The sequence below is a fragment of the Sphaerisporangium sp. NPDC049457 genome, from assembly GCF_055586705.1.
Map to the genome: position 1 here is coordinate 326,693 of NZ_JBVJHR010000002.1, position 22,333 is coordinate 349,025.

20 protein-coding genes are annotated in these 22,333 nt (G+C 69.7%); 7 read left to right on the forward strand and 13 right to left on the reverse strand.

What is annotated here, in order from left to right; genetic code table 11:
• Positions 1-11 precede the first annotated feature (11 nt).
• Positions 12-3,641: a TIR domain-containing protein gene (locus ACZ6QO_RS04800; protein ID WP_465847703.1), complete on the forward strand. Its 3,630-nt coding sequence runs from the start codon at positions 12-14 to the stop codon at positions 3,639-3,641.
• Here ACZ6QO_RS04800 and rocD read toward each other — a convergent pair.
• The 3 genes from rocD to ACZ6QO_RS04815 all read right to left on the reverse strand — a co-directional run bounded on the left by rocD (position 3,638) and on the right by ACZ6QO_RS04815 (position 6,523).
• Complete coding sequence (rocD, locus tag ACZ6QO_RS04805; RefSeq protein ID WP_465847705.1) at positions 3,638-4,927, reverse strand: ornithine--oxo-acid transaminase; 1,290 nt, start codon at positions 4,925-4,927, stop codon at positions 3,638-3,640. The two genes, ACZ6QO_RS04800 and rocD, sit on opposite strands and share 4 nt — an antisense overlap.
• A complete protein-coding gene (gene ddaH / locus ACZ6QO_RS04810; RefSeq protein ID WP_465847707.1) occupies positions 4,924-5,724 on the reverse strand; it encodes a dimethylargininase in 801 nt (266 codons plus the stop codon). The genes rocD and ddaH overlap by 4 nt, the downstream gene beginning before the upstream one ends.
• Positions 5,725-6,055: 331 nt before the next feature.
• Entirely contained in the window at positions 6,056-6,523 is a 468-nt protein-coding gene (locus ACZ6QO_RS04815; protein ID WP_465847708.1) for an Lrp/AsnC family transcriptional regulator, read from the reverse strand.
• 94 nt (positions 6,524-6,617) lie between these two features.
• Between ACZ6QO_RS04815 and ACZ6QO_RS04820 the strand changes: the two genes are divergently transcribed.
• On the forward strand, positions 6,618-7,376 hold the full coding sequence (locus ACZ6QO_RS04820; protein ID WP_465847710.1) for an ABC transporter ATP-binding protein: 759 nt from the start codon (positions 6,618-6,620) through the stop codon (positions 7,374-7,376).
• The gene (locus tag ACZ6QO_RS04825; protein ID WP_465847711.1) at positions 7,373-8,098 is read left to right on the forward strand and encodes an ABC transporter permease; all 726 of its coding nucleotides are present in this window, start codon (positions 7,373-7,375) and stop codon (positions 8,096-8,098) included. The genes ACZ6QO_RS04820 and ACZ6QO_RS04825 overlap by 4 nt, the downstream gene beginning before the upstream one ends.
• Positions 8,099-8,266: 168 nt before the next feature.
• On the opposite strand, the gene ACZ6QO_RS04830 is transcribed toward ACZ6QO_RS04825, so the two are convergent.
• Positions 8,267-8,986 (reverse strand): DUF5941 domain-containing protein, encoded by a 720-nt coding sequence (locus ACZ6QO_RS04830; protein ID WP_465847713.1) that lies wholly within the window; start codon positions 8,984-8,986, stop codon positions 8,267-8,269.
• Complete coding sequence (locus tag ACZ6QO_RS04835; RefSeq protein ID WP_465847715.1) at positions 8,983-10,560, reverse strand: CDP-alcohol phosphatidyltransferase family protein; 1,578 nt, start codon at positions 10,558-10,560, stop codon at positions 8,983-8,985. The genes ACZ6QO_RS04830 and ACZ6QO_RS04835 overlap by 4 nt, the downstream gene beginning before the upstream one ends.
• 299 nt (positions 10,561-10,859) lie before the next feature.
• Here ACZ6QO_RS04835 and recO point away from each other — a divergent pair, with 299 nt between their 5' ends.
• Both recO and ACZ6QO_RS04845 read left to right on the forward strand, forming a co-directional pair.
• Positions 10,860-11,588, forward strand: a complete 729-nt coding sequence (recO, locus tag ACZ6QO_RS04840) for a DNA repair protein RecO (protein ID WP_465847716.1) — start codon at positions 10,860-10,862, stop codon at positions 11,586-11,588.
• Between the two features lie 94 nt (positions 11,589-11,682).
• Positions 11,683-12,456 carry an isoprenyl transferase gene (locus tag ACZ6QO_RS04845; protein WP_465847718.1) on the forward strand — a complete coding sequence of 258 codons (774 nt, stop codon included), beginning with the start codon at positions 11,683-11,685 and terminating at the stop codon, positions 12,454-12,456.
• Positions 12,457-12,496: 40 nt separating this feature from the next.
• Here ACZ6QO_RS04845 and ACZ6QO_RS04850 read toward each other — a convergent pair whose 3' ends face one another.
• The 6 genes from ACZ6QO_RS04850 to ACZ6QO_RS04875 form a co-directional block, all read right to left on the reverse strand.
• Entirely contained in the window at positions 12,497-13,045 is a 549-nt protein-coding gene (locus tag ACZ6QO_RS04850) for a CGNR zinc finger domain-containing protein (protein ID WP_465847719.1), read from the reverse strand.
• A 238-nt stretch (positions 13,046-13,283) separates the two neighbouring features.
• Positions 13,284-13,673 carry a Fur family transcriptional regulator gene (locus ACZ6QO_RS04855; RefSeq protein WP_465847721.1) on the reverse strand — a complete coding sequence of 130 codons (390 nt, stop codon included), beginning with the start codon at positions 13,671-13,673 and terminating at the stop codon, positions 13,284-13,286.
• Between the two features lie 43 nt (positions 13,674-13,716).
• The gene (locus ACZ6QO_RS04860; RefSeq protein ID WP_465847723.1) at positions 13,717-14,550 is read right to left on the reverse strand and encodes a metal ABC transporter permease; all 834 of its coding nucleotides are present in this window, start codon (positions 14,548-14,550) and stop codon (positions 13,717-13,719) included.
• Entirely contained in the window at positions 14,547-15,302 is a 756-nt protein-coding gene (locus tag ACZ6QO_RS04865; RefSeq protein WP_465848077.1) for a metal ABC transporter ATP-binding protein, read from the reverse strand. The genes ACZ6QO_RS04860 and ACZ6QO_RS04865 overlap by 4 nt, the downstream gene beginning before the upstream one ends.
• Before the next feature lie 86 nt (positions 15,303-15,388).
• Positions 15,389-16,366 carry a metal ABC transporter substrate-binding protein gene (locus ACZ6QO_RS04870; protein ID WP_465848079.1) on the reverse strand — a complete coding sequence of 326 codons (978 nt, stop codon included), beginning with the start codon at positions 16,364-16,366 and terminating at the stop codon, positions 15,389-15,391.
• Positions 16,367-16,672: 306 nt separating this feature from the next.
• A complete protein-coding gene (locus ACZ6QO_RS04875; RefSeq protein WP_465847724.1) occupies positions 16,673-17,119 on the reverse strand; it encodes a DUF6703 family protein in 447 nt (148 codons plus the stop codon).
• A gap of 136 nt (positions 17,120-17,255) precedes the next feature.
• Here ACZ6QO_RS04875 and ACZ6QO_RS04880 point away from each other — a divergent pair, with 136 nt between their 5' ends.
• Positions 17,256-17,540, forward strand: a complete 285-nt coding sequence (locus tag ACZ6QO_RS04880) for an antibiotic biosynthesis monooxygenase family protein (RefSeq protein ID WP_465847725.1) — start codon at positions 17,256-17,258, stop codon at positions 17,538-17,540.
• A 134-nt stretch (positions 17,541-17,674) separates the two neighbouring features.
• Positions 17,675-19,063, forward strand: a complete 1,389-nt coding sequence (locus tag ACZ6QO_RS04885) for a glycine--tRNA ligase (RefSeq protein WP_465847726.1) — start codon at positions 17,675-17,677, stop codon at positions 19,061-19,063.
• A 54-nt stretch (positions 19,064-19,117) separates the two neighbouring features.
• Here the strand turns inward: ACZ6QO_RS04885 and ACZ6QO_RS04890 are convergent, their stop codons facing one another.
• Positions 19,118-19,945 (reverse strand): hypothetical protein, encoded by an 828-nt coding sequence (locus ACZ6QO_RS04890; RefSeq protein ID WP_465847728.1) that lies wholly within the window; start codon positions 19,943-19,945, stop codon positions 19,118-19,120.
• 227 nt (positions 19,946-20,172) lie between these two features.
• Positions 20,173-22,227, reverse strand: coding sequence for an N-acetylmuramoyl-L-alanine amidase (locus ACZ6QO_RS04895; protein WP_465847730.1), 2,055 nt, complete (start codon positions 22,225-22,227; stop codon positions 20,173-20,175).
• Between the last annotated feature and the right edge of the window lie 106 nt (positions 22,228-22,333).

The following is a 22,333-nucleotide window of genomic DNA, read 5'->3' on the forward strand; positions in this document are numbered from 1 at the left end:
CTGTTTTCGACATGTCGGTTGAGCTCAGCGGGGATTTCAACAATCATTGGGTTATGTCCGCACTCCGGCTCTCCCGTGTGCGCGCGCTGGCTCAACGTGTTGAATCGTTGCTGACCCGGCGCTACCAACACCGAACGTGGTTCGTGCGCAGCCGCCGCCCGTCGATCCCTCCAGGCGATGCGGCACGTCAGAGTTCCGCGCACTATGAGATATTCATAAGCTACAGCAATGAGTGTGCTGGAATCTGTGACGATGTGCGGCGGATTCTGGAAGAGCGGATGGGATTCAGGGGCGAGGTCTTCATCGATCGGCACCGTATTCCTGGGGGCACCAGATGGCTGGCGGAGATCGAAGACGCTCTAGATCAGGCCCGGTACGTCTTGTTGCTGGCGACGGAAGAGGCGGTGCGGAGGCCTGAATGGATCCAGAGGGAGTTGACGGCCGCGAAAGCTCGCGAGACACTTGCCGATCCCGAGAAGCAGTTGAAAATCATCCCGGTGGAGTTCGACGAAGGAGCGAGCACCGTACTTCTCGGAGACGACAGCTGGCAGTACATCAAGGCCACACGGGACGGCGACTCGTGCGCCGACCCTGAGAAACTGGAGCAAGATCTAAGGGCCGCGCTTCTCCACCGAAGCCCGCGTCTCGCAAGAGCTCGGATCAATCTCGAGGAACATCGCAAGGACACCCAGTCATGGGTGGACGACAACTTGCCGTCCCCCTCCTTCTGGGAGAACATCTGGGACGGCTTCATCTCAGGATCAGAGGCGGTCGCCATCGTCGCTCCCGGCGGGCGGGGTAAAACCGTGGTCGCCGCACACTATGTGGATCGCATGCTCAGGCGACAGAAGACCTATCCGATCGTGGTGCGACCGGAGATCCTAGATCAGGGCATCGATGTCTTCGCGCGCCATCTCGGGGCCCTGGACGCGCGAGACTTTCCCGGCCACATGACCGTCCTGCAGGAGGAATTTGGCATACAGGTGTTCTTCGTCGTCGACGGGCTCGACCAAGCGCAGCTCGCCGACGATCCGGATCACTCACGGACCGTGGACATGCTGCTACACCTTTCCGTCGCAGGCCGGCTGGTGCTCACCTGTCGCAACGACGTCTGGGATTCGGCCTACAAGGAGCGTCTCCCGTTCGCGGTGCGCGAGGTGGAGGAACTGGACGGCAGCATGGTGTCGCACCTGCTGCCCGGCGCCTCCGGAAATAAGCTGCTACGGACACCGTTCTTCCTCGACTTTGCCATCCGTCGGCGAGAGAAGTGGGGGATCATCCCGCAGACCGAAATCGGATTCCTCCTGCGCTTGTTCGGTGACGCGGAAAGCGAAGGCGGGGCGCTCCCCGATTCCGCTGGTCCTCGCAAACGGGCGATCATTCAGGCTCTCGCGGAACTGCAGTTGAATGAACTGAACTACGAGATACCTCGGCGTGCCGTGGAGGCCGGCACGCACCTGCCCCCTCAGGTCTTCCAGCAAGCCGTCAAGAAGCTGAAGGATGAGCGTCTCGTGCTGGAGCGAGCCCCCGACAGCCTGCTGAGCGACTTCAGGGAGCCGACGCTACGCCTGGCCCACGACATGCTCGACTGCTTCTCCATGGCACGCGTCGTCTACGACTCCGAGGACCGGCACGCGTCGGCGATCTCCGTATGCCGTAGGTCGGAACGCGAGTGCGGATGGTCCGTCTTGTCGATGCTGGTACGTCTGGCTCACCATCATCATGAGGAGGACCTGCTCAGGACGCTTTTTGGAGAGTTTCTCAGAATCCTGGACCGCAAAAGGTGCAACGACATCTACATGGCTCAGACGTGGGCGGTCACCTACGTATTGCGTGAGCAACTTCCCATGCTGCTTCCGCTCGTCATCGAGGCACTGCGTGGCACTCCGGTGCCAAATCTGCGTCCCGGCGCCGAGGACATGGCAGGAAGCAGGATCGGTGAGGGCGCCCAACTGACCCAGGACGCGGCCAGCAGCGTGGCTTCGGCTTTCCTTGGTTTGGAGAACGGCGGCGACATCGCCGACGCCCCCCGCGTGGTGCCCGTTCTGACGGAAGGACTGGCGAAGTGGGAACTGAAGGGCAGATTCATCGACGCGCTGGCCCGATACAACACTCGTGAGGTGCAGACAGCCCTCGTGGACTTCGGTAACAGGGTGCTCGACACCCGTGAGGATCTGCCGTGCCTGCGGTATGTCGCACGGGGCCTCAACCGATTCGAAGCCGACCACGCCACGATCATGTTGCTGGAACGCGTAGCCCACGATCCCGAGATCGACCCTGTGACGAGAAGACGTGCCTATGAGGTCTTACGCCGTCATGATGGCCGTCCCGTGCCCGATCGCACCGAACATGAGATCATCTACGGCCTCGCGCTCGAGGACGAGCAAGGTCGTACGTCCGACTGGGACGTCGTGCGGGAGTATGCCGCCTTCGTTCAAGACGAGACGCCCAGAAGACGCATGCGTGGCCTTCCCCGATTCGGGATGGAGGTATGCCATGCACTTATCGCATCGTTCCAACATCAAATGGTGTACGTAGGGTCGCCTGTCGCTGCCGCTCTCGGCTGCTTTGATGAACCCATGGCTCGTGATGCTCTGCTAGACCAGTTGATCAAGGACGTCCTTCCCGCGGAGATCAGGGATGCGTGCCTGGACGCGCTTCGGCGGCAAATGGAACGAAAGTCTGACGCCTGGCAGCGTCAGCAATGTCGGCTACTTCTCCTCCAGACCTCCAGAATCGCTCAGTCTCGAGGGGCGGAACCCGTTGCCCGGGAACTCACACGGCTCGCTTGCACCGGCCAGGAGCGAGAGGGGTGGTTCGTCGACTCAGGAGCGCTGGAGGTCATGCGGCCTTGGCCTTTGGATCGCGCTCTTTCACTTCGAACGCGGATCGATGACGTCCCGATAGACGCCGAGATCAGCGCAACCCTCCGTGAACTGGGCAACCTCGAGACGGGGCGGAACCTCGAGCAGAAGTTCCGCTTCACCGATCTCGAGTACACGCCTGACAACTCGCTGAACGTCAGCTTGGCCCCGACCACCTGGAGTGAGTCCAGGAGTTTTCACATCGCACTCGAGCGCGAGCCTCTCCGTCTGAGCCGGGGACAGGACGGCGCCTGGATAGAACCGGTGCCATTGGGAAGAACGGTTCTCCCCGGCATCGCCGTCGTGCATGGCATCGTTCTCACCTCTGACGCTCAGGTGCTCTTCGCCCAGCGAAACCCGAAAGTCGGCTATGCGCCCCTCCACTGGTCGGCGAGTTTCGAGGAACAGCTCAACGACAAGGATCTCGGCCTTGAGCACGATCCGTTCATCCAGGCCGCATGCCGGGGATTCCTGGAAGAGTTCGGCTGTGAGATCAGCCCTTCACGAGTTTCCGTCCTTTCGGTCGCGCTGCAGATCGATCTACTCAATCTGGGGGTCGTCGCCCTGCTCAGACCGATGTTGTCCGCTCGAGAGATTCAAGATCGGTGGGCTGAAGGCGCCACGGACGGCTGGGAAGCCAACCAACTGGGCTGGCTTCCCGTCGCGTCCCTCAACGAGGTCATCAAAGGCCAGTCGAAAATTTTCAGTCCGTTGCACGTCACGTCGCGACTGCGGTGCGCGCTCCTGTCTCGCTGGTCGACGGCGAATCCGATCTAGCGGCCCGAGAGCTCCGGCGTCCTCGGGGACCGCTCCGCGTCATCGGAGGACGCCGCCGTCCCCGACAGCTCGGCCAGGACTTCTGTCAGGCGGTCGACGGCCCAGTTCAGGTCTTCCTCTGAGACTACGAGTGGGGGTGCGAGGCGGATCGTGGAGCCGTGGGTGTCCTTGGCCAGGACTCCGTGCCGCATGAGGGCCTCGCAGACCTCGCGGCCGGTGGCGATGGACGGGTCGATGTCCACACCGGCCCACAGGCCGCGTCCCCGCACCGCGACGACGCCGTGGCCGCCCTCGCCTGCGGGCCCGATGAGGGCGCGCAGCCGCTCGTGCAGGACCGCGCCGAGCTCGCGGGCCCTCGCCTGGTACTCGCCGGTCCTCAGCAGGTCGATGACGGCGCCGCCCACGGCGCACGCCAGGGGGTTGCCGCCGAAGGTCGAGCCGTGCTGTCCCGGCTTGATGACTCCGAGGACGCCGGCGTCGGCGACCACGGCCGACACCGGGACGACGCCGCCGCCGAGCGCCTTGCCCAGCACGTACATGTCGGGGACGACGCCCTCGTGGTCGCAGGCGAAGGTGTCGCCGGTGCGGCCGAGGCCCGACTGGATCTCGTCGGCGACGAACAGGACGTTGTTCTCGGTGCAGATCTCCCTGACCTGCCGCAGGTAGCCCGCCGGCGGCACGAGCACGCCAGCCTCGCCCTGGATGGGCTCCAGCAGCACCGCCACCGTGTCAGGAGTGATCGCCGCGCGGATCGCCTCGGCGGAGCCGTACTCCACGATCGTGAAGCCCGGCGTCGCGGGACCGAAGCCGTCGCGCGCGTCGGGGTCGGTCGAGAAGCTGACGATCGTCGTGGTGCGGCCGTGGAAGTTGTCCGCCATGACGATGATGTTCGCCCGGTCGGGGGCGACGCCCTTGACCTCGTACCCCCACTTGCGGGCCACCTTGATCGCGGTCTCGACGGCCTCGGCTCCGGTGTTCATCGGCAGGACCATGTCCTTGCCGCACAGGTCTGCCAGGCCCTCGCAGAACGTCGCGAACTGGTCGTGGTAGAAGGCGCGGCTGGTCAGCGTCACCCGCTGGAGCTGCTCCTGGGCGGCCTTGAGGATCGCCGCGTTGCCGTGGCCGAAGTTGAGGGACGAGTAGCCGGCCAGGCAGTCGAGGTAGCGCCTGCCCTCCACGTCGGTCACCCAGGCGCCGCGCGCCTCGCGTACGACGACGGGCAGCGGGTGGTAGTTGTGGGCGCTGCGCCGCTCGCTCAGCTCGATGATCTCAGTGGTCGTGCTCATACGCGGATCTCCAAGGTGCAGCACTTCGGGCCGCCGCCGGCCTTGCGCAGCTCGCTGAGGTCGACGGGGATGACGTTGAGGCCCCGGCGCTTGAGGTCCAGGGCCAGCTCGCCGGCCTCGACGTTGATCACGACATTGTGGCCGTCGCTGACGGCGTTGAGGCCGAGTACCGCCGCGTCGTCCGCCGAGGCGATCACGGCGTCGGGGAACATGCGCTGGAGCACCTCGCGGCTGCCCGGCGAGAACGCGCCCGGGTAGTACGCCACGTTGCGCCCGTCGATCGGGAACAGCGCGGTGTCCAGGTGGTAGTAGCGGGGATCCACGAGCTGGAGGGTCACCACGGGGCGGCCGAGGAACTCCTGGGCCTCCTTGTGCGCGGTGATGGCGGTGCGGAAACCGGTGCCCGCCAGGATCACATCGTCCAGGGTGAGGAAGTCGCCCTCGCCCTCGTTGGTCTCGGTGGGCTCCATCGTGGCGTCGAAGCCGTTGTCGGCGAACCAGCGCAGGTAGGCGGGGCCCTCGGCGGCGCGCTCGGCGTTGGCGAACCTCGCCCCGTACACCCGGCCGCCGACCACCAGGGCGCCGTTGGCGGCGAACACCATGTCCGGCAGTCCGTCGATGGGGTCGATCAGGCTGACCTGGTGGCCCAGCTCCTCATAGGCGTCCTTCAGCTGCTCCCACTGGCGCACGGCGGTGGCGGCGTCGGCCCCCGCGTCAGGGTCCATCCAGGGGTTGATCGCATATTCGACCGCAAAGTAGTCGGGACGACACATAAGGTAGTGCCGGCTGTGCGCCATGTATCACTCCGTTGGAAAACGGCTGGTCAGGGATGGCTTCAGCCTAGGAATCGCGGCAGGTCCGAGCCAGGCGCGGAGCTTGCGCGCTTCCGGCGATCGGTTGCGTGGTTCGACCGTTTCATGGCGATTCGTTGCGTGGTCCCGCGATGCGGTTTCACGGGGCACTTGGGCGCGACGTCGCAGGTCACGATATGTTTCGCCGACGTCTCGGGCCGGTGTCCGCCACGTCACACGGGGCGTCGCTCGGGTCGCCCGGGACACGGGCTCAGGTCGCCCGGGATGCGGGGTGCGGGTCGGCCGGGGCGGGGCTCAGGTCGGCCGGGGCGCGGGCTCAGGTCGACTGGGGGACGCCGTCGCGGGCGTGCGGGGTGTCGATGAGGCGCGACAGCACGATCGCGCTCTTGGTGCGGATCACGAACGGCTCGGCGGCGACCCGTTCGATCACCTGCTCGACGTGCCGGACGTCCTTGGCGCGGATGTGCAGCAGCGCGTCGGCCTCGCCGGTGATCGTGCAGGCGGAGATCACTTCAGGATGGCGGGAGACGGCCATGCCGATCTCGGCGGGGGAGGTCTTGCCCCGGCAGAACAACTCCACGTACGCCTCGGTGGTCCACCCCAGCGCCGAGGGCTCTACGAGGGCGGTGAAGCCGGTGATGGCGCCGCTGCTCAGCAGCCGGTCGATCCGCCGCTTGACCGCAGGGGCGGAAAGCCCGATCTGGTGCCCGATTTCGGCATAGGTCGACCGGGCGTCCTCGACCAGGGCCCCCACGATCGCACGATCAAGCGCGTCCAACTCCACGGAGAACTGTATACACGCCGGTTCACCCGCGGCACACAATCAGGGGTCACTGCAAACTTTACGTGACTCTAAGTTTGGTGTTACTGTGATCGGCATGATTCATGCCAGAGGTCTCAGCCGGACCTACACCTCCAAGACCGCCACCGTGGAGGCCGTCCGCGGGGTCGACCTCGACGTCTCACCGGGCGAGATCGTCGGATTCCTCGGCCCGAACGGCGCGGGCAAGACCACCACACTCCGCATGCTCACCACCCTGCTGCGCCCCACCGGCGGCACCGCCACCGTCGCGGGCCGCGACCTGCTCACCGAGCCCGCCGAGGTCAGGCGGCGCATCGGGTACGTTCCCCAGGGCGGCACCATCGGGCCCGCGTCCCTGGTCGGCGCCGAGCTGGCGCTGCAGGCCCGGCTGTACGGGCTGGACGCCGCGATGGCCCGCACCCGGGTGGACGAGCTGCTCGCCGGGCTGGAGCTGCCCGGCGCCCAGGGCCGTCCCGCCGCGTCGCTGTCGGGCGGCGAGCGCCGGCGCGTCGACATCGCGATGGGGCTGCTCCACGAGCCCGACCTGCTGTTCCTGGACGAGCCGACGACGGGGCTCGACCCGCAGAGCAGGGCCGGACTGTGGGACCACCTCAGGCGGCTGCGCGCCGAGAGCGGCCTGACCGTGTTCCTCTCGACCCACTACCTGGAGGAGGCGGACGCGCTCTGCGACCGCGTCCTGATCATCGACGGCGGCCGCATCGTCCGCGAGGGCGCGCCGCAGGCGCTGAAGGCGGAGATCGGCCCCGGCGCGACGCTCGACGAGGTGTTCCTCGCCGTCACCGGCCGCGCCCTGCGCCAGGAGGCCGCCGCGTGACCGCGCTCATCCTGGCCCGCCACTACGTGCGGGAGACCATGCGCACCAAGGCCGCCCTGGTGTTCGGCGCGCTCCAGCCGGTGCTGTTCCTGGTGCTGTTCGGCCCGCTGTTCGCCCGCAGCGGCGTCGGGTCGTGGGAGGTGCTCGTCCCGGGCCTGCTGGTGCAGCTCGGCCTGCTGAGCGCCGGCATGAGCGGGTTCGGCATCGTCTTCGACCAGCGGTTCGGCGTGCTCGAACGGCTGCGGGTCACGCCCGCGAGCCGCATGTCCCTGCTGCTCGGCCGGGTGCTGAAGGACGCTCTGGTGCTGATGATCCAGGCTGTCGCGCTGATCGTGCTCGGGTACGCGCTCGGGCTCCGCGCGCCGCTGCCCGGCGTGCTGCTCGGCCTCGGGCTCGTCCTGGTCCTCGCGGTGGGCCTGTCGTCGCTGTCGTACGCGCTGGCCCTGACGCTGAACCAGGACCTCTTCGCCCCCATCATGAGCACGGTGCTGGTGCCGCTGCTGCTGTTGTCGGGGGCGCTGCTGCCGATGTCTCTGGCGCCGGGCTGGCTGGACGTGCTGTCGCGGCTCACCCCGTTCCGCTACGCCGTCGAAGCCCTGCGCGCGTTGTTCGCGGGGACGTACACCTCGGCGTCCGCCCTGGTCGGTGGGGGCGTGACGGCGCTGTTCATGATCGTGTGCGTCGTCGTCGGCACCCGCCGCTTCCACGCGGAGAACGCCTGACGGTCTCGCGAAGAACGTCCGGCGCCTCGCGGAGAACGCCAGACGCCTCGCGAGGAACGCCTGACGCCGCGCCGCGATGCGACGGCCTCCGTAGCCGGTGTTGTGCCGGCTTCCACGGGCGGCGGTCGCGTCGCGGCGGTCGCGGCGGTCGTGCTCCGGCCTCGCCGGTCAGGCCTTCTCGGCCTCGCCGGTGGCCTGCTCCATGGCGTCCTCGGGGGAGGCCTCAAGGTCGTCGGACGCCTGGGCGAGCGCGGTCTGCTTGTCCAGGCGCACCCAGCTCGTGATGCTCTCGATCGCGAAGAGCACCCCCAGGTACACCGACATCACCGCCACCACCCAGGTGAGCGCGCCGACGGCCGCGCCCACGCCCAGCAGCAGCAGCCGGACCTCCCAGCCGAGCCCGGCCTGGAACACCCACGGGGCCGGCCAGATGCTCTGCCGCGTCCGGTACACCGTGTCGTAGGTGTGGTAGCCCACGACGTAGATCAGCACGAACAGCAGCCACTTGGGCATGTCGGCGGCCAGGCCGAGAATGATGATCGTGAGGAACTCGACGGTCCTGATCAGCGGCGGGACCAGCCAGTCGAACCGGCCGAGGTGGTCGCGCGCCGCGGTGGGCACCATCAGCACCACCATCACCAGCACCGGCAGCAGCATGATCGGGCCGGTGCCGGCGGACAGCACGCCCGTCGCGCCGATGGCCGCCACCGCGACCAGGGTGACCAGCCCGGCCGGCACCGGAGGCAGGCCGGGGCCGAGCTTGCCGCGCAGCAGCGCCACCAGCGGGCCGTCGTCACGGTAGGCGAGCAGGCGTGCCGTCTGGACGCGGCGGCGTTCCTCGTCCGGGTCGGGGGCGGGGACGGGCGTGGTCTGCGGGTGGGTGATCATGCGAGCGACCTCATGAGACGTCCGGTGAGGGTGTAGGTGCCCGCGACGCAACCCCAGATCACGAGCGTGAGGAACGTGACCCGGGGCTCGAACAGAGCCGCGGTGATCGCGATGGCGGCGAAGCGCTCACCGATGGGGAAGACGATCATCTTGCGGGCCCAGTGGACGGCGCGGAACCGTCCGGCCCTGGTCCACATCTTCAGCAGGCCGCGCACACCCGTGCTGCGCGAAGCCTTGCGCTGCTCCAGCGCGTCGCGCAGCTGCCGGTCGTCGGCGACGGTCAGCGCCAGCGTCGGCAGCGGGTTCGGCGGCTTGCGCCGGCTGGCGGCGCCGTAGGAGAAGTCGAGCAGGTGGCGCACCGACTGCACGGACAGGGCGATCAGCGCCAGCGTCCACACGTCGCCCTGCCCGGCCACCACCGAGCCGACGGCCAGGCCGGCGAACACGACGTACTCCTTGGCGCGGTCGAACGTCGCGTCGAGCCACGCGCCGAGCACGCCGAACTTGCGGGCGTACCGGGCGACCTGGCCGTCGACGCAGTCGAAGACGAAGGCGAAGTAGATGAGCAGCCCGCCCGCCACCGCGCCGGCCCGCGTGCCCGTGGCGAAGGCCAGCGCCGCCAGCACGCCGAGGGCGATCGAGATGAGGGTGACCTGGTTGGGCGTCAGCCCGCGCCGCGCCGCCCACCGGGCGATGAAGCGGGAGTAGGTGCTGACGAAGAAGGTGGTGAAGAAGCCGTCGGCGCCCTTGACCGCGTTGTTCAGGCGCGCGCGGTCCTCGTCGTAGGTCGCCATGACGGCCACGGCCTCGTCCGCCTCGGCCTGCGTGCCGACGCGGGAGAAGAACAGGTCTCTGCGACCGCGCGTGCCGACCGAGACGCCCTTGCGGACCAGGCCGAGCACGAGCAGCTGGACCAGGTCGTCCTCGGGGCCGAACAGGTGGGCCAGGTCGGCCAGCTCGCGCGCCGCCTCGGCGAGCGTCGCCGCGTGGCGCTGGTGCAGGTGGAGCGGGCCGAGGAGCACGGCGTTCGGCCGGGTGACCGCGTGGTGGGCGGAGCCGACCGAGATGACCCGTGAACGTCCCACGCGCGAGCGGACCGGAAGCCCCTCGAAGACGTGGTCGCCGATCTCCGGCTCGGCCTCCTCGATCGGGATCTCGTACCCAAGCGGCTCGCCGTTCTCGTCCTCCGGCCGCGGCTCCTTGGCGATGAGCGCCAGCGCCCCCCGCTTGGCCTTGGTGATCTGGTAGATCAGCTCGTCGTGGATCACGACGCCGGCGGGGATGAGGAACAGGTTGTCCGTCGCCCGCTCGGCGACCTCGGCGATCGCGCGCAGGGCGGCGGCCAGGTCGGCGGACTCCACGACCTCGCCGGGGAAGGCGCGGTGGTCGCCGGCCTCCTCCGGCCGCACGATGGCGACGGGGTCGGGATCCATCGACACGGCCTGGCCGTAGAGCCGGTCCAGGACGGTGGGTGAGCCGGGGAGCGACGTCAGCGCCAGGCGACCGGGCGGGACGTGTGGTTCAGGGGAACCGATCGGGCCGGGCGAGGCGCCCAGCAGGACCACGCGGGTCATGTCACCCTTTCAGGCAGCGTGCAGGGGGCGGAGGCGATTTTCAGGGGGTGTCGCCAGGGGGCAAAGTTTAGTGACTGTTCTCGCTAAGGATGCCATCCAGGGTTGACCCGAGATCGATTCGTCGCTTGCGGGAGTCTCATCCGGATTCATGAGCCTCAGAGGCATTCGCCGGATTTGCTCACGCGATGTACCCGCTCCTGGTGAGCGACCGTCCTGTCCCACCCTCCCATGAGCAAGCCGGTCGCCGGGAGGCGCGTCCGATTCGTCCATCGGGGGTGTCGCGTCCCTAGACTGGGCTGGTGAACCTGTACCGCGACGAGGGCATCGTGCTGCGCACCCAGAAGCTGGGCGAGGCCGACCGCATCGTCACGGTCCTGACCAAGCGCACCGGCAAGGTGCGCGGGGTCGCCAAGGGCGTGCGGCGCACCAAGTCCAGATTCGGCGCGCGGCTCGAACCCTTCACCCACGTCGACCTGCAGCTCCACACCGGGCGCTCGCTCGACGTGATCACCCAGGCCGAGACGCTCAGGCCGTACGGCGAGGCCCTGGTCTCCGACTACCCGCGCTACACCGCGGGCACCGCCATGCTGGAGACCGCCGACCGTCTCACCATGGGGGAGAAGGAGCCCGCGCTGCGGCAGTTCCTGCTGCTCGTCGGGGGCCTGCGCGCCCTCGTCGAAGGAGGGCACGAGGCCAGGCTGGTCCTCGACGCCTACTTCCTGCGCTCGCTGGCCGTCGCCGGGTACGCGCCCGCCCTGGAGTCCTGCGCGCGCTGCTCGACCCCCGCGATCAGGGCCTTCGCCATCCCCGCGGGCGGCGTGGTGTGCGGCGGCTGCCGTCCGCAGGGCGCCGCCGTCCCGGCCGCCGAGACGATCGGCCTGATGATCGCGCTCAGCCGGGGCGACTGGGCCTCCGCCGACGCCTCCGAACCCCGCCACCGCGCCGAGTGCAGCGGCCTGGTCGCCGCTTACCTGCAATGGCATCTCGAACACGGAATACGCTCACTACGGCACGTCGAACGCGTCTGAACGCCGCGCCGGCAGCCCCGGCCGCCCGGGCGCCCCGGTCGGCTCGTTCGCCGGAGCCGCGCACCTTCGGATCCATCCACAGGAGAAGCAGACCGTGAACGTCCGTCCACCCACCCCGCACCCCTCAGGCGCCGTCCCGCCGCCGATCCCGCGCGACCTGATCCCCCGGCACGTCGCCATCGTCATGGACGGCAACGGACGCTGGGCGAAGGTGCGAGGGCTGCCGAGGACCGAAGGTCACAAGGCCGGTGAAGCATCGCTCTTCGACGTGATCGAGGGGGCGATCGAGCTGGGCATCCCGAACCTGTCCGCCTACGCCTTCTCCACCGAGAACTGGCGTCGCTCCCCGGACGAGGTCCGCTTCCTCATGGGGTTCAACCGGGACGTCATCCGCCGCCGCCGCGACCAGCTGCACGCCATGGGCGTACGGGTGCGCTGGGCGGGCCGTCCCGGGCGGCTGTGGAAGAGCGTCATCAAGGAGCTGCAGGACGCCGAGGAGATGACCCGGAACAACCGGACGCTCACCCTGCAGTTCTGCGTCAACTACGGCGGCCGCGCCGAGATCGTCGACGCCGCCGTGCGGCTGGCCCAGGACATCGCCGCCGGCCGCGTCAAGGCCGGCAAGGTCTCGGAACGCACCTTCGCCCGCTACCTCGACGAGCCGGACATCCCCGACGTCGACCTGTTCCTGCGCTCTTCGGGTGAGCAGCGCACCTCCAACTTCCTGCTGTGGCAGTCGGCGTACGCCGAGATGGTCTTCCTCAACCAGCTCTGGCCCGACTTCGACCGCCGCGACCTGTGGCAGGCCTGCGAGATCTACGCCAAGCGCGACCGCAGATACGGCGGCGCCCTCCCCAACCAGGTCTGACATCCGACCCGGTGGACAGACTCGGTGGTCCGGCGGTCGGTCAGACTCGGCGGCGGGCGCGGTAGGCGGCGACGTGCATGCGGTTGCCGCAGGTGCGGCTGTCGCAGTAGACCCGCGACCGGTTGCGCGACTCGTCGACGAAGACCCGGTCGCAGTCGGGGGCGGCGCAGGTGCGCAGCCGCTCCCACTCGCCGTCGACCAGCAGGTGGGCCAGCGCGACCCCCAGCTCGGCGGCCAGGTGCTCGGCCACCGGCGCCCCCTTGGCGAAATAGTGCACGTGGAGGGGGTAACCGTCGTGCTGGGTCAGATGGGCGGTGATCCGCGTGCGCTCGAGCAGCACGTTGAGCCGGGCGACCGCCGCCGCGGCGTCGGAAGCGGAGAAGATCGCAAGGAACGTGTCGCGCAGGGTGCGGACCTCGCGCAGGTCGGCCGGGCCGACGCCGTCCACGCCGCTCAGCTCGTGCCGCCGTACGTAGGCCTCCAGATCGTCCACGTCGGTGAGGGCGTCGTACCCGCCCGTCTCCGGGGCGGTGTTCACCAGGTCGGCCACGGCGGCGAGCGAGCACACCATGTCATGGCTGAATGGCATGTCATCTCCTGCCGGGTGCTGGACGAGGACAGGGGCGCGGTGGCCGGCCCGCGACACAGGCGGTGTCCGCGGCCCGGCCTTCGCCGTCACGGAAGCGTATCCCGTAACAGGCCGGCGAAGGGACGTTCCGACGGCCACGAGATGCTCACCCCACCGGGGCGGACGCGGTCCGAGATCGACCTCAGGACGAACGCCCGGTGGTCCGGGACGGACACCATGAGCGCGCGGAGGCGGACGGTCAGCCGGCGGAGGCCAGGGCGGTGCAGTTCGCGCAGGTGCCGAAGATCTCCATGGTGTGCGTGATACCGGTGAACCCGTGCTCCGCGCCGATGGTCTCCGCCCAGCGCTCGACGTCCGGCCCGGCCACCTCAACCGTGCGCCCGCAGTTGCGGCAGACCAGGTGATGGTGGTGGGTCCCGGTGGCGCACGCCCGGTAGACGCACTCGCCGTCGTCGGTGCGCAGCACGTCGATCTGACCCGTCTCGGACAGCGACTGCAGGGCCCGGTACACCGTGGTCAGGCCGATCTTGGCGCCGTCGGCCCGCATCTGGGCGTAGATGTCCTGCGCGCTGCGGAAACCGTCGCTGTGGCTGAGGATCTCGCGCACCGCGGCTCGGCGGCTCGTCATGGGGCGGCCTTCCTCTCGTGGCGTGGAAACGCACCTGTGATCTTCATGGGCCGATCTCCCGCGCGCGGCTCCGGCGCAGGAACCTTCCGGCGCCGAGGGCCAGGACGAAGCCCGCGAGCGCGAGCAGGACGATGGCGGCGCCCGGCGCGACGGACGCGTAGAACGCCGAGGTGAGCCCGCCGACGGTCGACACCACGCCGAGGGCCATCGCCAGCAGCATCGTGGTGCGGAAGCCGCGGGTGATCTGCTGGCTGGTGGCCACCGGCACCACCATCAGCGCGCTCACCAGCAGCAGCCCCACCACGCGCATCGCGATCACGACGGTCAGCGCGGCGGTGACCGCCACGAGCAGACTGAGGAAGCGCACCGGCAGCCCGCTGACCTTGGCGACCTCCTCGTCCTGGCAGAGGACGAACAGCTCGCGGCCGAAGGTGGCCACCACGCCGAGCACGAACGCCGCCAGCACCGTGATGACCCACACGTCCTGCGTGGTGACGCTGCTGATGGAACCGAACAGATAGGACGTCAGCGTCGAGTTGCTGCCGCCGGGGGCGAGCCCGATGAGCAGCACGCCGCCCGCGATGCCCCCGTAGAACAGCAGCGCCAGCGCCACGTCGCCCGTGGTGCGGCCACGGGCGCGGACCAGCTCGATCGCCACGGCTCCGACGATGGACACCAGGACGGCGGTGAGCACGGGCGCGGTACCGGTGAGGAAGCCGAGCGCGACCCCGGTGAGGGCCACGTGGCCGATGCCGTCGCCGAGCAGCGCCAGCCGCCGCTGGACGATGAAGGTGCCGACGGCGGGGGCGGCGAGGCCCACCAGCAGCGCGGCGATCAGCGCCCGCCACATGAAGTCGTACCGCAGCATCTCGATCACTGGCCGGCCCCCGCGCTCATCGGGCCGCCGGACACGTCGTAGGCGTGCGCGCGCTCCTCCTCGTGCCCCGGATGCGGGTGGCATCCGGTGTCGGTGTCGAAGATCGGTCCGTCGTGGGCGACCGTGCCGTCCCGCAGCATGATCGAACGGGTGATCAGCGGCGCCATCGGACCGAGCTCGTGCGCGACCAGGAGCACGGTCTTGCCCTGCTCCACCAGGCTCGCGAGCGTGCCCGCCAGATGCCGCTGGTTCTCGGCGTCCACGCCGGCCGTCGGCTCGTCCATGACGAAGGTGTCGGGCTCGCCGGCCAGCGCGCGGGCGATGAGCACCCGCTGCTGCTGGCCGCCGGAGAGCCGGCCCACCGGGTCGCCCGCGATGCCGGCGAGCCCCATGGCCTCCAGCGCCCTGGCGACCGCCGCGCGGTCGTCGCGCCCGGTGCGGCGCAGCCGGCGCTGCCGGGCGACGCGGCCGGAGGCCACCACCTCGCGGACGGTGGCCGGGACGCCGCCGCCCACCGACAGCCGCTGCGGCACGTACCCGATGCGCCACCAGTCACGGAACCGGCCGGGCGGCACGCCGAACAGCTCGACCGAGCCGGCCGACAGGGGGGTCAGTCCGAGGAGCGCGCGGATGAGCGTGGACTTGCCCGAGCCGTTGGCGCCGAGGACCGCGACCACCTCGCCGGTCTGGATGCGCAGGTCGACCCCGCGCAGCACGGGACGCCCGTCCAGGCTGACGTGCCCCTTCGCCATGGTGAACGCGACCTGCGTGGCCGAACGCGACGCCTGCTGGGACGCGGGGGCCTGCGCGGCCACGCCGGTGCCCTGTGCTGAGCGGATCATGAGCATCCAAGTGCGGTGCGGAGTACGGAGAGGTTCGCGCGCGCGGCGGACAGATAGTCCCCCGCAGGGGGGCGGCTCTCGATGGGATTGAGGACCGCCGTCGTGGCTCCGACCTCCTTGGCGAGGACTTCGGAGACCTTGGGACTGACGAGCTCCTCGGTGAAGATGGTAGTCACCTTCTCCTGGCGGGCGACGCCCGCCACCTGCGCGATGCGCGCGGGGGAGGGCTCGGCCTCCGGGTCGATGCCGCTGACGCCGACCTGCTTGAGCTTGTAGCGGTCCGACAGGTAGCCGAAGGCGGTGTGCGCGGTGACGATCGTGCGGCCGGCGCACGTGGAGAGCCCCTGGGTGAACTCCTTGTCGAGCGTGCCGAGCTCCCCGGCCGCCGAGGACGCCCGGCCGGCGTACCCGGCGGCGTGCGCCTGGTCGACCCGCCCGAGCCGCTCGCCCAGTGCGGTGACCATCGTCGCGAAGCGGTTCGGGTCGAGCCAGAGGTGCGGATCGTAGGAGACGGCCGCGCGTGCGTCTCCCGCCCGGTGCTCCTCCTCGGCGGTGGCCGGGAGGGTGGTCACAACCGAGGCGGCGTCGAACGCCCGGTCCTGCGCGTGCTGTTCGACGGCCTCGTCCACGGCCGGTTGGACGCCCTTGATGTACACGACGAGGTCGGCCCGCTCGATGTCGGCGATCTGGCGCGGGGTCAGCTCCAGGTCGTGCGGCTCGACGCCCGGCCGGGTCAGCCCGGTGACCGTCACGTCCGGCCCGCCAACGCGCGTGGAGATCCATTCGAGGGGATAGAAGGCGGCCAGGATCGTCGGCCTGCCCTGCGACCCTGCCGATGACGCCGAGCTGCCCGGGGAGCAGGCGGACGCGGCGAGCAGGGCGCACGCGCCGAGCAGGACGGCGACGGAGGCGCGGAAGGGGCGGCGGCGATATACGGGTCGTTCGTAATGATCGGAATTGGACGAAAGGGGCATCACGCTGTCAGTATGGCGGGAAATGAAAACCGTTGTCAAAATCGCCCCACCGCCACGAGGTGAGCGCATGGCGAATCCACCGCCCATGGGGATGGCCGCCCATGACGGCGGCGTCCGAGCCGGAGGCGATGTAAGAGGCCGTCCGCCCGGCGTCGTGAGCAGCCATCGGCTTGGCGCCGTGCGTGGTCGCCGGCTCAGCGCGGCGCGGCTCGGCTCAGTGACGTGATCGTCGGCTCAGTGCCGTGCGCGGTCGCTGGACAGGTGCCGGAGGCCGGTCGCCGGACAGGCGCTGGAAGCCGGCCGCCGTCAGAACAGGCCGAAGCGGCTGGCCGCCATCGCGATCAGGAACACCGTCATGACCACGCGCATCAGCCGCGCCCAGTGCCCCAGGGACGGCCAGGACATGTACGCCAGCCACGCCACGAAGCCGAGCACGGGAAGGACGGCGATGCCGCCTCGCCAGTCGGGGACGGCGAAGCCGACCAGCAACAGGATCACCAGGACGACGGGCAGGATCCAGCGTGGCAGCCCGTACAGGAAGACCAGCGGCACCGCGCTCTTGCGCTCGACCGTCCGGCGCAGCCCCGTGGCTCCGGGCGTGAGGAACTGTTCGCCGGGAGGCAGCGGCCGCGCCGCGGGACGCCGGTCGCGCGCCAAGGGGTGACCGGGCACGGCGCGCCCGCGTGCCGCGGAAGAGGACGCGGAAGAGGACGAGGAGCGCGAGGAGTCGCTGCGCTGGTGCTTGTCGGCCACGGTTCGAGCCTAACGTCGAACACCCGCGCGCTGACGCCTCGCTCCAGATGTTCTGGCGGGCTTCCACGGCGAAGCGGGACGGCGGTCCGCGCGGGGGATGGCTGCGCGCCACGCAGAGGCTGGCATGCTGGGCGGCATGCTCGCGCTCATCAGGTATTCGGTGCCCGGCTCGCGGGCCGGGGAGTTCATGGACCAGGCCAGGACGATCCTGGGGACGCTGGCCGCCCAGGACGGCTTCCTCAGCGGCCGCATCGGCAGATCGGTGGACGAGCCCGATCTGTGGGCGCTGGTCAGCGAGTGGAAGGGCGCGGGCTACTACCGTCGTGCGCTGTCGGCGGCGCGCATGGACATGTACCCGCTCATGACCTTGATGATCAACGAGCCGAGCGCCTTCGAGATCGTCGCCGGCGACCAGGAGTGACCGTTCACGGCGCGCAGGGGTGATTGTGGGCGGGGCGCGTCGGTGGTTCCCCTAAGCTTGTGGGTGATCGGGCAGGTGACGCGCCCTCTGATCGATAAACCCAACCCCGACCGCCAGCCGGATGGAGATTCTTGATGGCCCGCCGTACCGACATCATGGACACGATCGTCAGCCTCGCCAAACGACGCGGGCTCGTCTACCCGTCGAGCGAGATCTACGGCGGTCTGCGCGCGTCCTGGGACTACGGCCCGCTCGGCGTCGAGCTCAAGAACAACGTCAAGCGCGAGTGGTGGAAGTCCATGGTCCAGGGCCGCGAGGACGTCGTCGGCCTCGACTCCTCGGTGATCCTGGCGCGCGAGGTCTGGGAGGCCAGCGGCCACGTCAGGGAGTTCGTGGACCCGCTCACCGAGTGCCAGTCGTGCCACAAGCGCTTCCGCGCCGACCACCTCGAGGAGGCCTACGCCGAGAAGCACGGCGGCAAGGCCCCCGAGAACGGCCTGGCCGACCTTTCCTGCCCCAACTGCGGCACCAAGGGCGCGTTCACCGCGCCGCGCATGTTCAACGGCCTGCTCAAGACCTTCCTGGGCGCCGTGGAGGACGAGTCCGGCCTGGCCTACCTGCGTCCCGAGACCGCGCAGGGCATCTTCATCAACTACCTCAACGTGCAGCAGTCGTCCCGCAAGAAGATCCCGTTCGGCATCGGCCAGATCGGCAAGTCGTTCCGCAACGAGATCACCCCGGGCAACTTCATCTTCCGCACGCGCGAGTTCGAGCAGATGGAGATGGAGTTCTTCGTCAAGCCCGGCACCGACGAAGAGTGGCACCAGTACTGGATCGACACCCGCCTCCAGTGGTACATCGACCTCGGCATCAACCGCGACAACCTCCGGCTGTACGAGCACCCGAAGGACAAGCTGTCGCACTACTCCAAGCGCACCGTCGACGTCGAATACCGCTTCAACTTCACCGGTTCCGAGTGGGGTGAGCTGGAGGGTGTGGCCAACCGCACCGACTTCGACCTCACCACGCACGCCGCGGCCTCCGGCACCGACCTGTCGTTCTTCGAGCAGGAGTCCGGCGACCGGTACGTGCCGTACGTCATCGAGCCGGCCGCCGGCGTCGACCGCTGCGCGCTCACCTTCATGATCGACGCCTACACGGTGGACGAGGCCCCGAACGCCAAGGGCGTCATGGAGCAGCGCACGGTCATGCGGCTGGACCACCGGCTCGCGCCGGTCAAGGTGGCGGTGCTGCCCCTGTCGCGCAACGCCGACCTCTCGCCGAAGGCCCGCGACCTGGCCGCCCAGCTGCGCCGCCGCTGGAACGTCGAGTTCGACGACGCCGGAGCGATCGGCCGCCGCTACCGCCGCCAGGACGAGATCGGCACGCCGTTCTGCATCACGGTCGACTTCGACACCCTCGAAGACCACGCCGTCACGATCCGCGAGCGCGACTCCATGGCCCAAAAGCGCATCGCCCTCGACCAGGTGGACCCCTACCTCCGCCAGCACCTCAACGACTGAGGCCGCGTCCCGCCCGTCCGCACGCGGTGGCCGCCGGCGGCCACCGCGGGTCGGTCAGTCCTGCGATTTCCGCGTCTCGGCGGAGATACGGTCGACCGGCTCCGGGGCGGTCGGAGCGGTGACCCGGCGTGCCGCGTCCCAGATGTGGTCGAACTGGTCTATCCAGTAGGTGTACCAGCGTTCGCTGCGGTCGCGGGTGAGGTCGAGGTGCATGCGGGAGGGGGTCGACGCGTTGTGGAAACCGTGGATCTCCACGATCAGGCGGCCGCGTGGTGTGTCCGGGTCGATGAGGACGAGGCTGAAACCCGGGTTGTAGGAGAGCAGGCGATATCCGAACGAGCCGGCCGTCTTCCACTCGCTCATGAGCTCAAGGTGCTCCATGGTGCTGCGCAGGGCGGCGGGGAGCCGCTGGACGGGGAACTCCACCGACTCGTCCAGCTGCAGTGACGCGAGCCGCACGGCGGTCTCCTCGTTCTGGTCGAGGATCACCACCCTGACGCTCCCCCCTCTCCGGGCGAGCACGGTCTTGCGCAGAATCTCGCAGGTCTGCGCCGACAGCAGGTTGACCGCGGAGGGGGCGAACACCCGGACGTCGCGGGCGTTGGCGAACAGCGCCGACAACGGCGTCGACTCGTACACCGAGCGGTCGTGCAGGATGTCGGCGGGCGTGGTCGTCCGCGGCTCCGGCAGGGTGATCCGGTACACCAGCAGGCCCACTCCGGAGAGCAGCACCGCCCATCTGAGATTGTCGTCGAGCGCGTCGCTGAAGATCGACAGGAGCGCGAAGACGAAGACGACCGCGGTGAGCGCGTACGCGTCGATGTGCTGACGAGCCTTGACGTCTTCGAGGATCCGGCGCAGTGCGTGCACGTCCACCGCCATCGGTCAGGGATCATCCGCCCGTGCCTTTCCATTCTCGATGGACGGCGTGGCAGAATCCACCGGCCCGCGGTACTGCTCGAACCGGTGGATTCGGGGCCGGAGTACCGGGTTCGGGACCGGAGTACCGGGTTCGGGGTCCGATGGCCGGGTGGGGGCGGCGGTCGGTCGTGGCCCTGGCGCCGTGGTGTCGCCGTGCCGGAGGCCGGGGACCGGAGGGCGCGGGTTGATCAGGGGCGGTGGCGTGGTCGGTCGAGGGTGGAGGGCAGGATGTCCACGTCGTCGGCCTTGACGAAGGCCACGCGGTGGCCGAGTTGCACCTGGTAGTACAGCGTGCGGCCCCTGACGAGCCGATGGGCCGTCTCGTCGAACGTCGTCGAGTGGTGGTACTCGCCATGCGTCGCCAGCCCGACGGTGTACCGCTGCCCCCGCGGGATCGCGTACTGCAGCGGCACGATCGGCTGCACCGGCACGTCCTTCGGATAGGCCTCGGGTTCGGGGTAGGCCCTGCCGTACACCGGAACGCTCGCGCGCCCGGCTTTGGGAGTGACGATCAGCCCGGCGGCGTCGACCGCGGTGGGCGCGTCGTCCGGATTGTGGAACCACGCGCGCTGGCCGAGGTACCAGATGGCGGTCCAGTCGCCCTTGCGGCCGTCGAGGGCGTACTGCTGGCCGGTGGTGGCCCGGGCGCCGTGGTCGTAGACGTCGTAGCTCGACTCGCCGTCCGGCTTGCGGCCGATGTCCTTGACCAGGGGCGCGTCATGGCCGGGCGCGGTGTGCAGCCGCACGGACGCCGAGCCGTGCGGCCGGCAGTCCCGCTTGGCCTTCTCGCAGCCGGTGTAGCGGGGACGGTGGCGGGCGTAGTCCGTCCTGATCGTCACCAGGCCCCCGCGCGAGCCGGCCGTGGCCTCGAACGGGCTGCCCAACAGCTCGAAGTAGTGGCCCCAGTCCCAGTAGGGTCCCGGGTCGACGTGCATGCCGGCCACGGAGGCAGGCACGGTGCCCGGGACGTTGTCGTGGCCGAGGATGTGCGCGCGGTCGAGCGGGATGCCGTACCGCCGGGCCAGGTAGCGGACCAGCCGTGCGGAGCTGCGGTACATCGCCTCGGTGTACCAGGTGCCGGCCTCGGCGAGGAACCCCTCATGCTCGATGCCGATCGCCTTGGCGTTGACGTACCAGTTGCCGGCGTGCCAGGCGATGTCGCGCGTGCGGACGTGCTGGGCGACGTGCCCGTCGGACGAGCGGATGGTGAAGTGCCAGCTCACGTACGCGGGATCGTCCACCAGCCTCAGGGTCTTGCGGTAGGTCTCCTCGGTGTCGTGGATGACGATGTAGTCGATGCGCTGCCTGCGCGGCCGGTCGGACAGGTCGTGGTTGCCGTAGCCGCCGCCGGGCAGTTCGCGGTACGGCGCCGGCAGCCATTCGCAGGCCAGGTTCGCCGGGCAGTCGGTCTTCCTGCTCCCGGCCTCGCGCAGCCCCAGGCGGTCGACTTGCTCCATGCGCGGAGCGATCTCCGGTGAGGCGGGCAGCCAAACCTGCCCGCCGTCGTCGGTCATCCGGCGGGCGCCCTGCTTGAGCAGGGAGAACACCTCGTCGGCGAACCGGCGGGCGACGCGGGCGTCGGTGGCTCCCGAGTAGCGGGCCACGGCGCCGTACCAGTCGGCGGGTCGCGGGCTCGGCGGCAGGCCGAGGTCCTTCTGATGGCGGGCGAGCAGGGCGGCGCCGCCGAGGACGTTGGCGTCGGGGTCGCGGACCAGCCGGTCGACGGGGATGCCGGTGAGCCGCGCGGCCACCCCGGCCGTTCCCTTCCCGCCCTTGGTGATCGCTCCCTCCCCGGCCGTTCCTTCTCCGGTCGTTCCTTGCCCGGCCGCTTCTTCCGCTTCTTTCGCGGCCTTTCCCCGTCCGGCGCCGTGGAGTGCCCGGCGCGGGGCGGTGAGGTGCATCGGGCCGTATCCCGCGGTGACACTGGGCAGGCCCCGGTTCGCGTCCCAGCGCGACTCCAGGTACGAGACGCCGAGCAGCACCTTCTCGGGGACGCCGTACCTGGCGGCCGCGTCCCGGAACGCCTGCTGCCGGGACGAGCCGTGGCGAGGGAGATGCCGCGTGGTGGGCGGGGCGTGGCGGGGGAGACGTCGCGTGGTGAGTGGGTCGTGGCGGGGGAGGGGCTGGCCGGTGGGCGTCGGGTCGGTCCGGGGGGCGCTCCAGGCGGCCGGCGGCGCGGCGAGGCCGATGAGGAGCAGCGACGCCGCCAGCGGGACGGCGGCGGCCGGCGTACTGCGACGCATGGGCGACCCTTTCTCAGGCGGTCACGCGGGCAGTGCGGACGCTCCTGCGGGACTGCGTGAGCCCGGGATACCGACGGTCACCTTACGACTTCGCGCCCTCGCGTCC

Excerpts from the sequence above, each read along its gene's own strand:
- ACZ6QO_RS04880 (WP_465847725.1), top strand. The coding sequence starts at position 17,256 with ATGCTCGCGCTCATCAGGTATTCGGTGCCCGGCTCGCGGGCCGGGGAG.
- ACZ6QO_RS04895 (WP_465847730.1), bottom strand. The coding sequence starts at position 22,227 with ATGCGTCGCAGTACGCCGGCCGCCGCCGTCCCGCTGGCGGCGTCGCTG.
- ACZ6QO_RS04855 (WP_465847721.1), bottom strand. The coding sequence starts at position 13,673 with ATGACGAGCCGCCGAGCCGCGGTGCGCGAGATCCTCAGCCACAGCGAC.
- ACZ6QO_RS04820 (WP_465847710.1), top strand. The coding sequence starts at position 6,618 with ATGATTCATGCCAGAGGTCTCAGCCGGACCTACACCTCCAAGACCGCC.
- ACZ6QO_RS04830 (WP_465847713.1), bottom strand. The coding sequence starts at position 8,986 with ATGATCACCCACCCGCAGACCACGCCCGTCCCCGCCCCCGACCCGGAC.
- ACZ6QO_RS04870 (WP_465848079.1), bottom strand. The coding sequence starts at position 16,366 with ATGCCCCTTTCGTCCAATTCCGATCATTACGAACGACCCGTATATCGC.
- rocD (WP_465847705.1), bottom strand. The coding sequence starts at position 4,927 with ATGAGCACGACCACTGAGATCATCGAGCTGAGCGAGCGGCGCAGCGCC.
- ddaH (WP_465847707.1), bottom strand. The coding sequence starts at position 5,724 with ATGGCGCACAGCCGGCACTACCTTATGTGTCGTCCCGACTACTTTGCG.
- ACZ6QO_RS04835 (WP_465847715.1), bottom strand. The coding sequence starts at position 10,560 with ATGACCCGCGTGGTCCTGCTGGGCGCCTCGCCCGGCCCGATCGGTTCC.
- ACZ6QO_RS04850 (WP_465847719.1), bottom strand. The coding sequence starts at position 13,045 with ATGCCATTCAGCCATGACATGGTGTGCTCGCTCGCCGCCGTGGCCGAC.
- ACZ6QO_RS04800 (WP_465847703.1), top strand. The coding sequence starts at position 12 with ATGTCGGTTGAGCTCAGCGGGGATTTCAACAATCATTGGGTTATGTCC.
- ACZ6QO_RS04885 (WP_465847726.1), top strand. The coding sequence starts at position 17,675 with ATGGCCCGCCGTACCGACATCATGGACACGATCGTCAGCCTCGCCAAA.
- ACZ6QO_RS04890 (WP_465847728.1), bottom strand. The coding sequence starts at position 19,945 with ATGGCGGTGGACGTGCACGCACTGCGCCGGATCCTCGAAGACGTCAAG.
- ACZ6QO_RS04865 (WP_465848077.1), bottom strand. The coding sequence starts at position 15,302 with ATGGCGAAGGGGCACGTCAGCCTGGACGGGCGTCCCGTGCTGCGCGGG.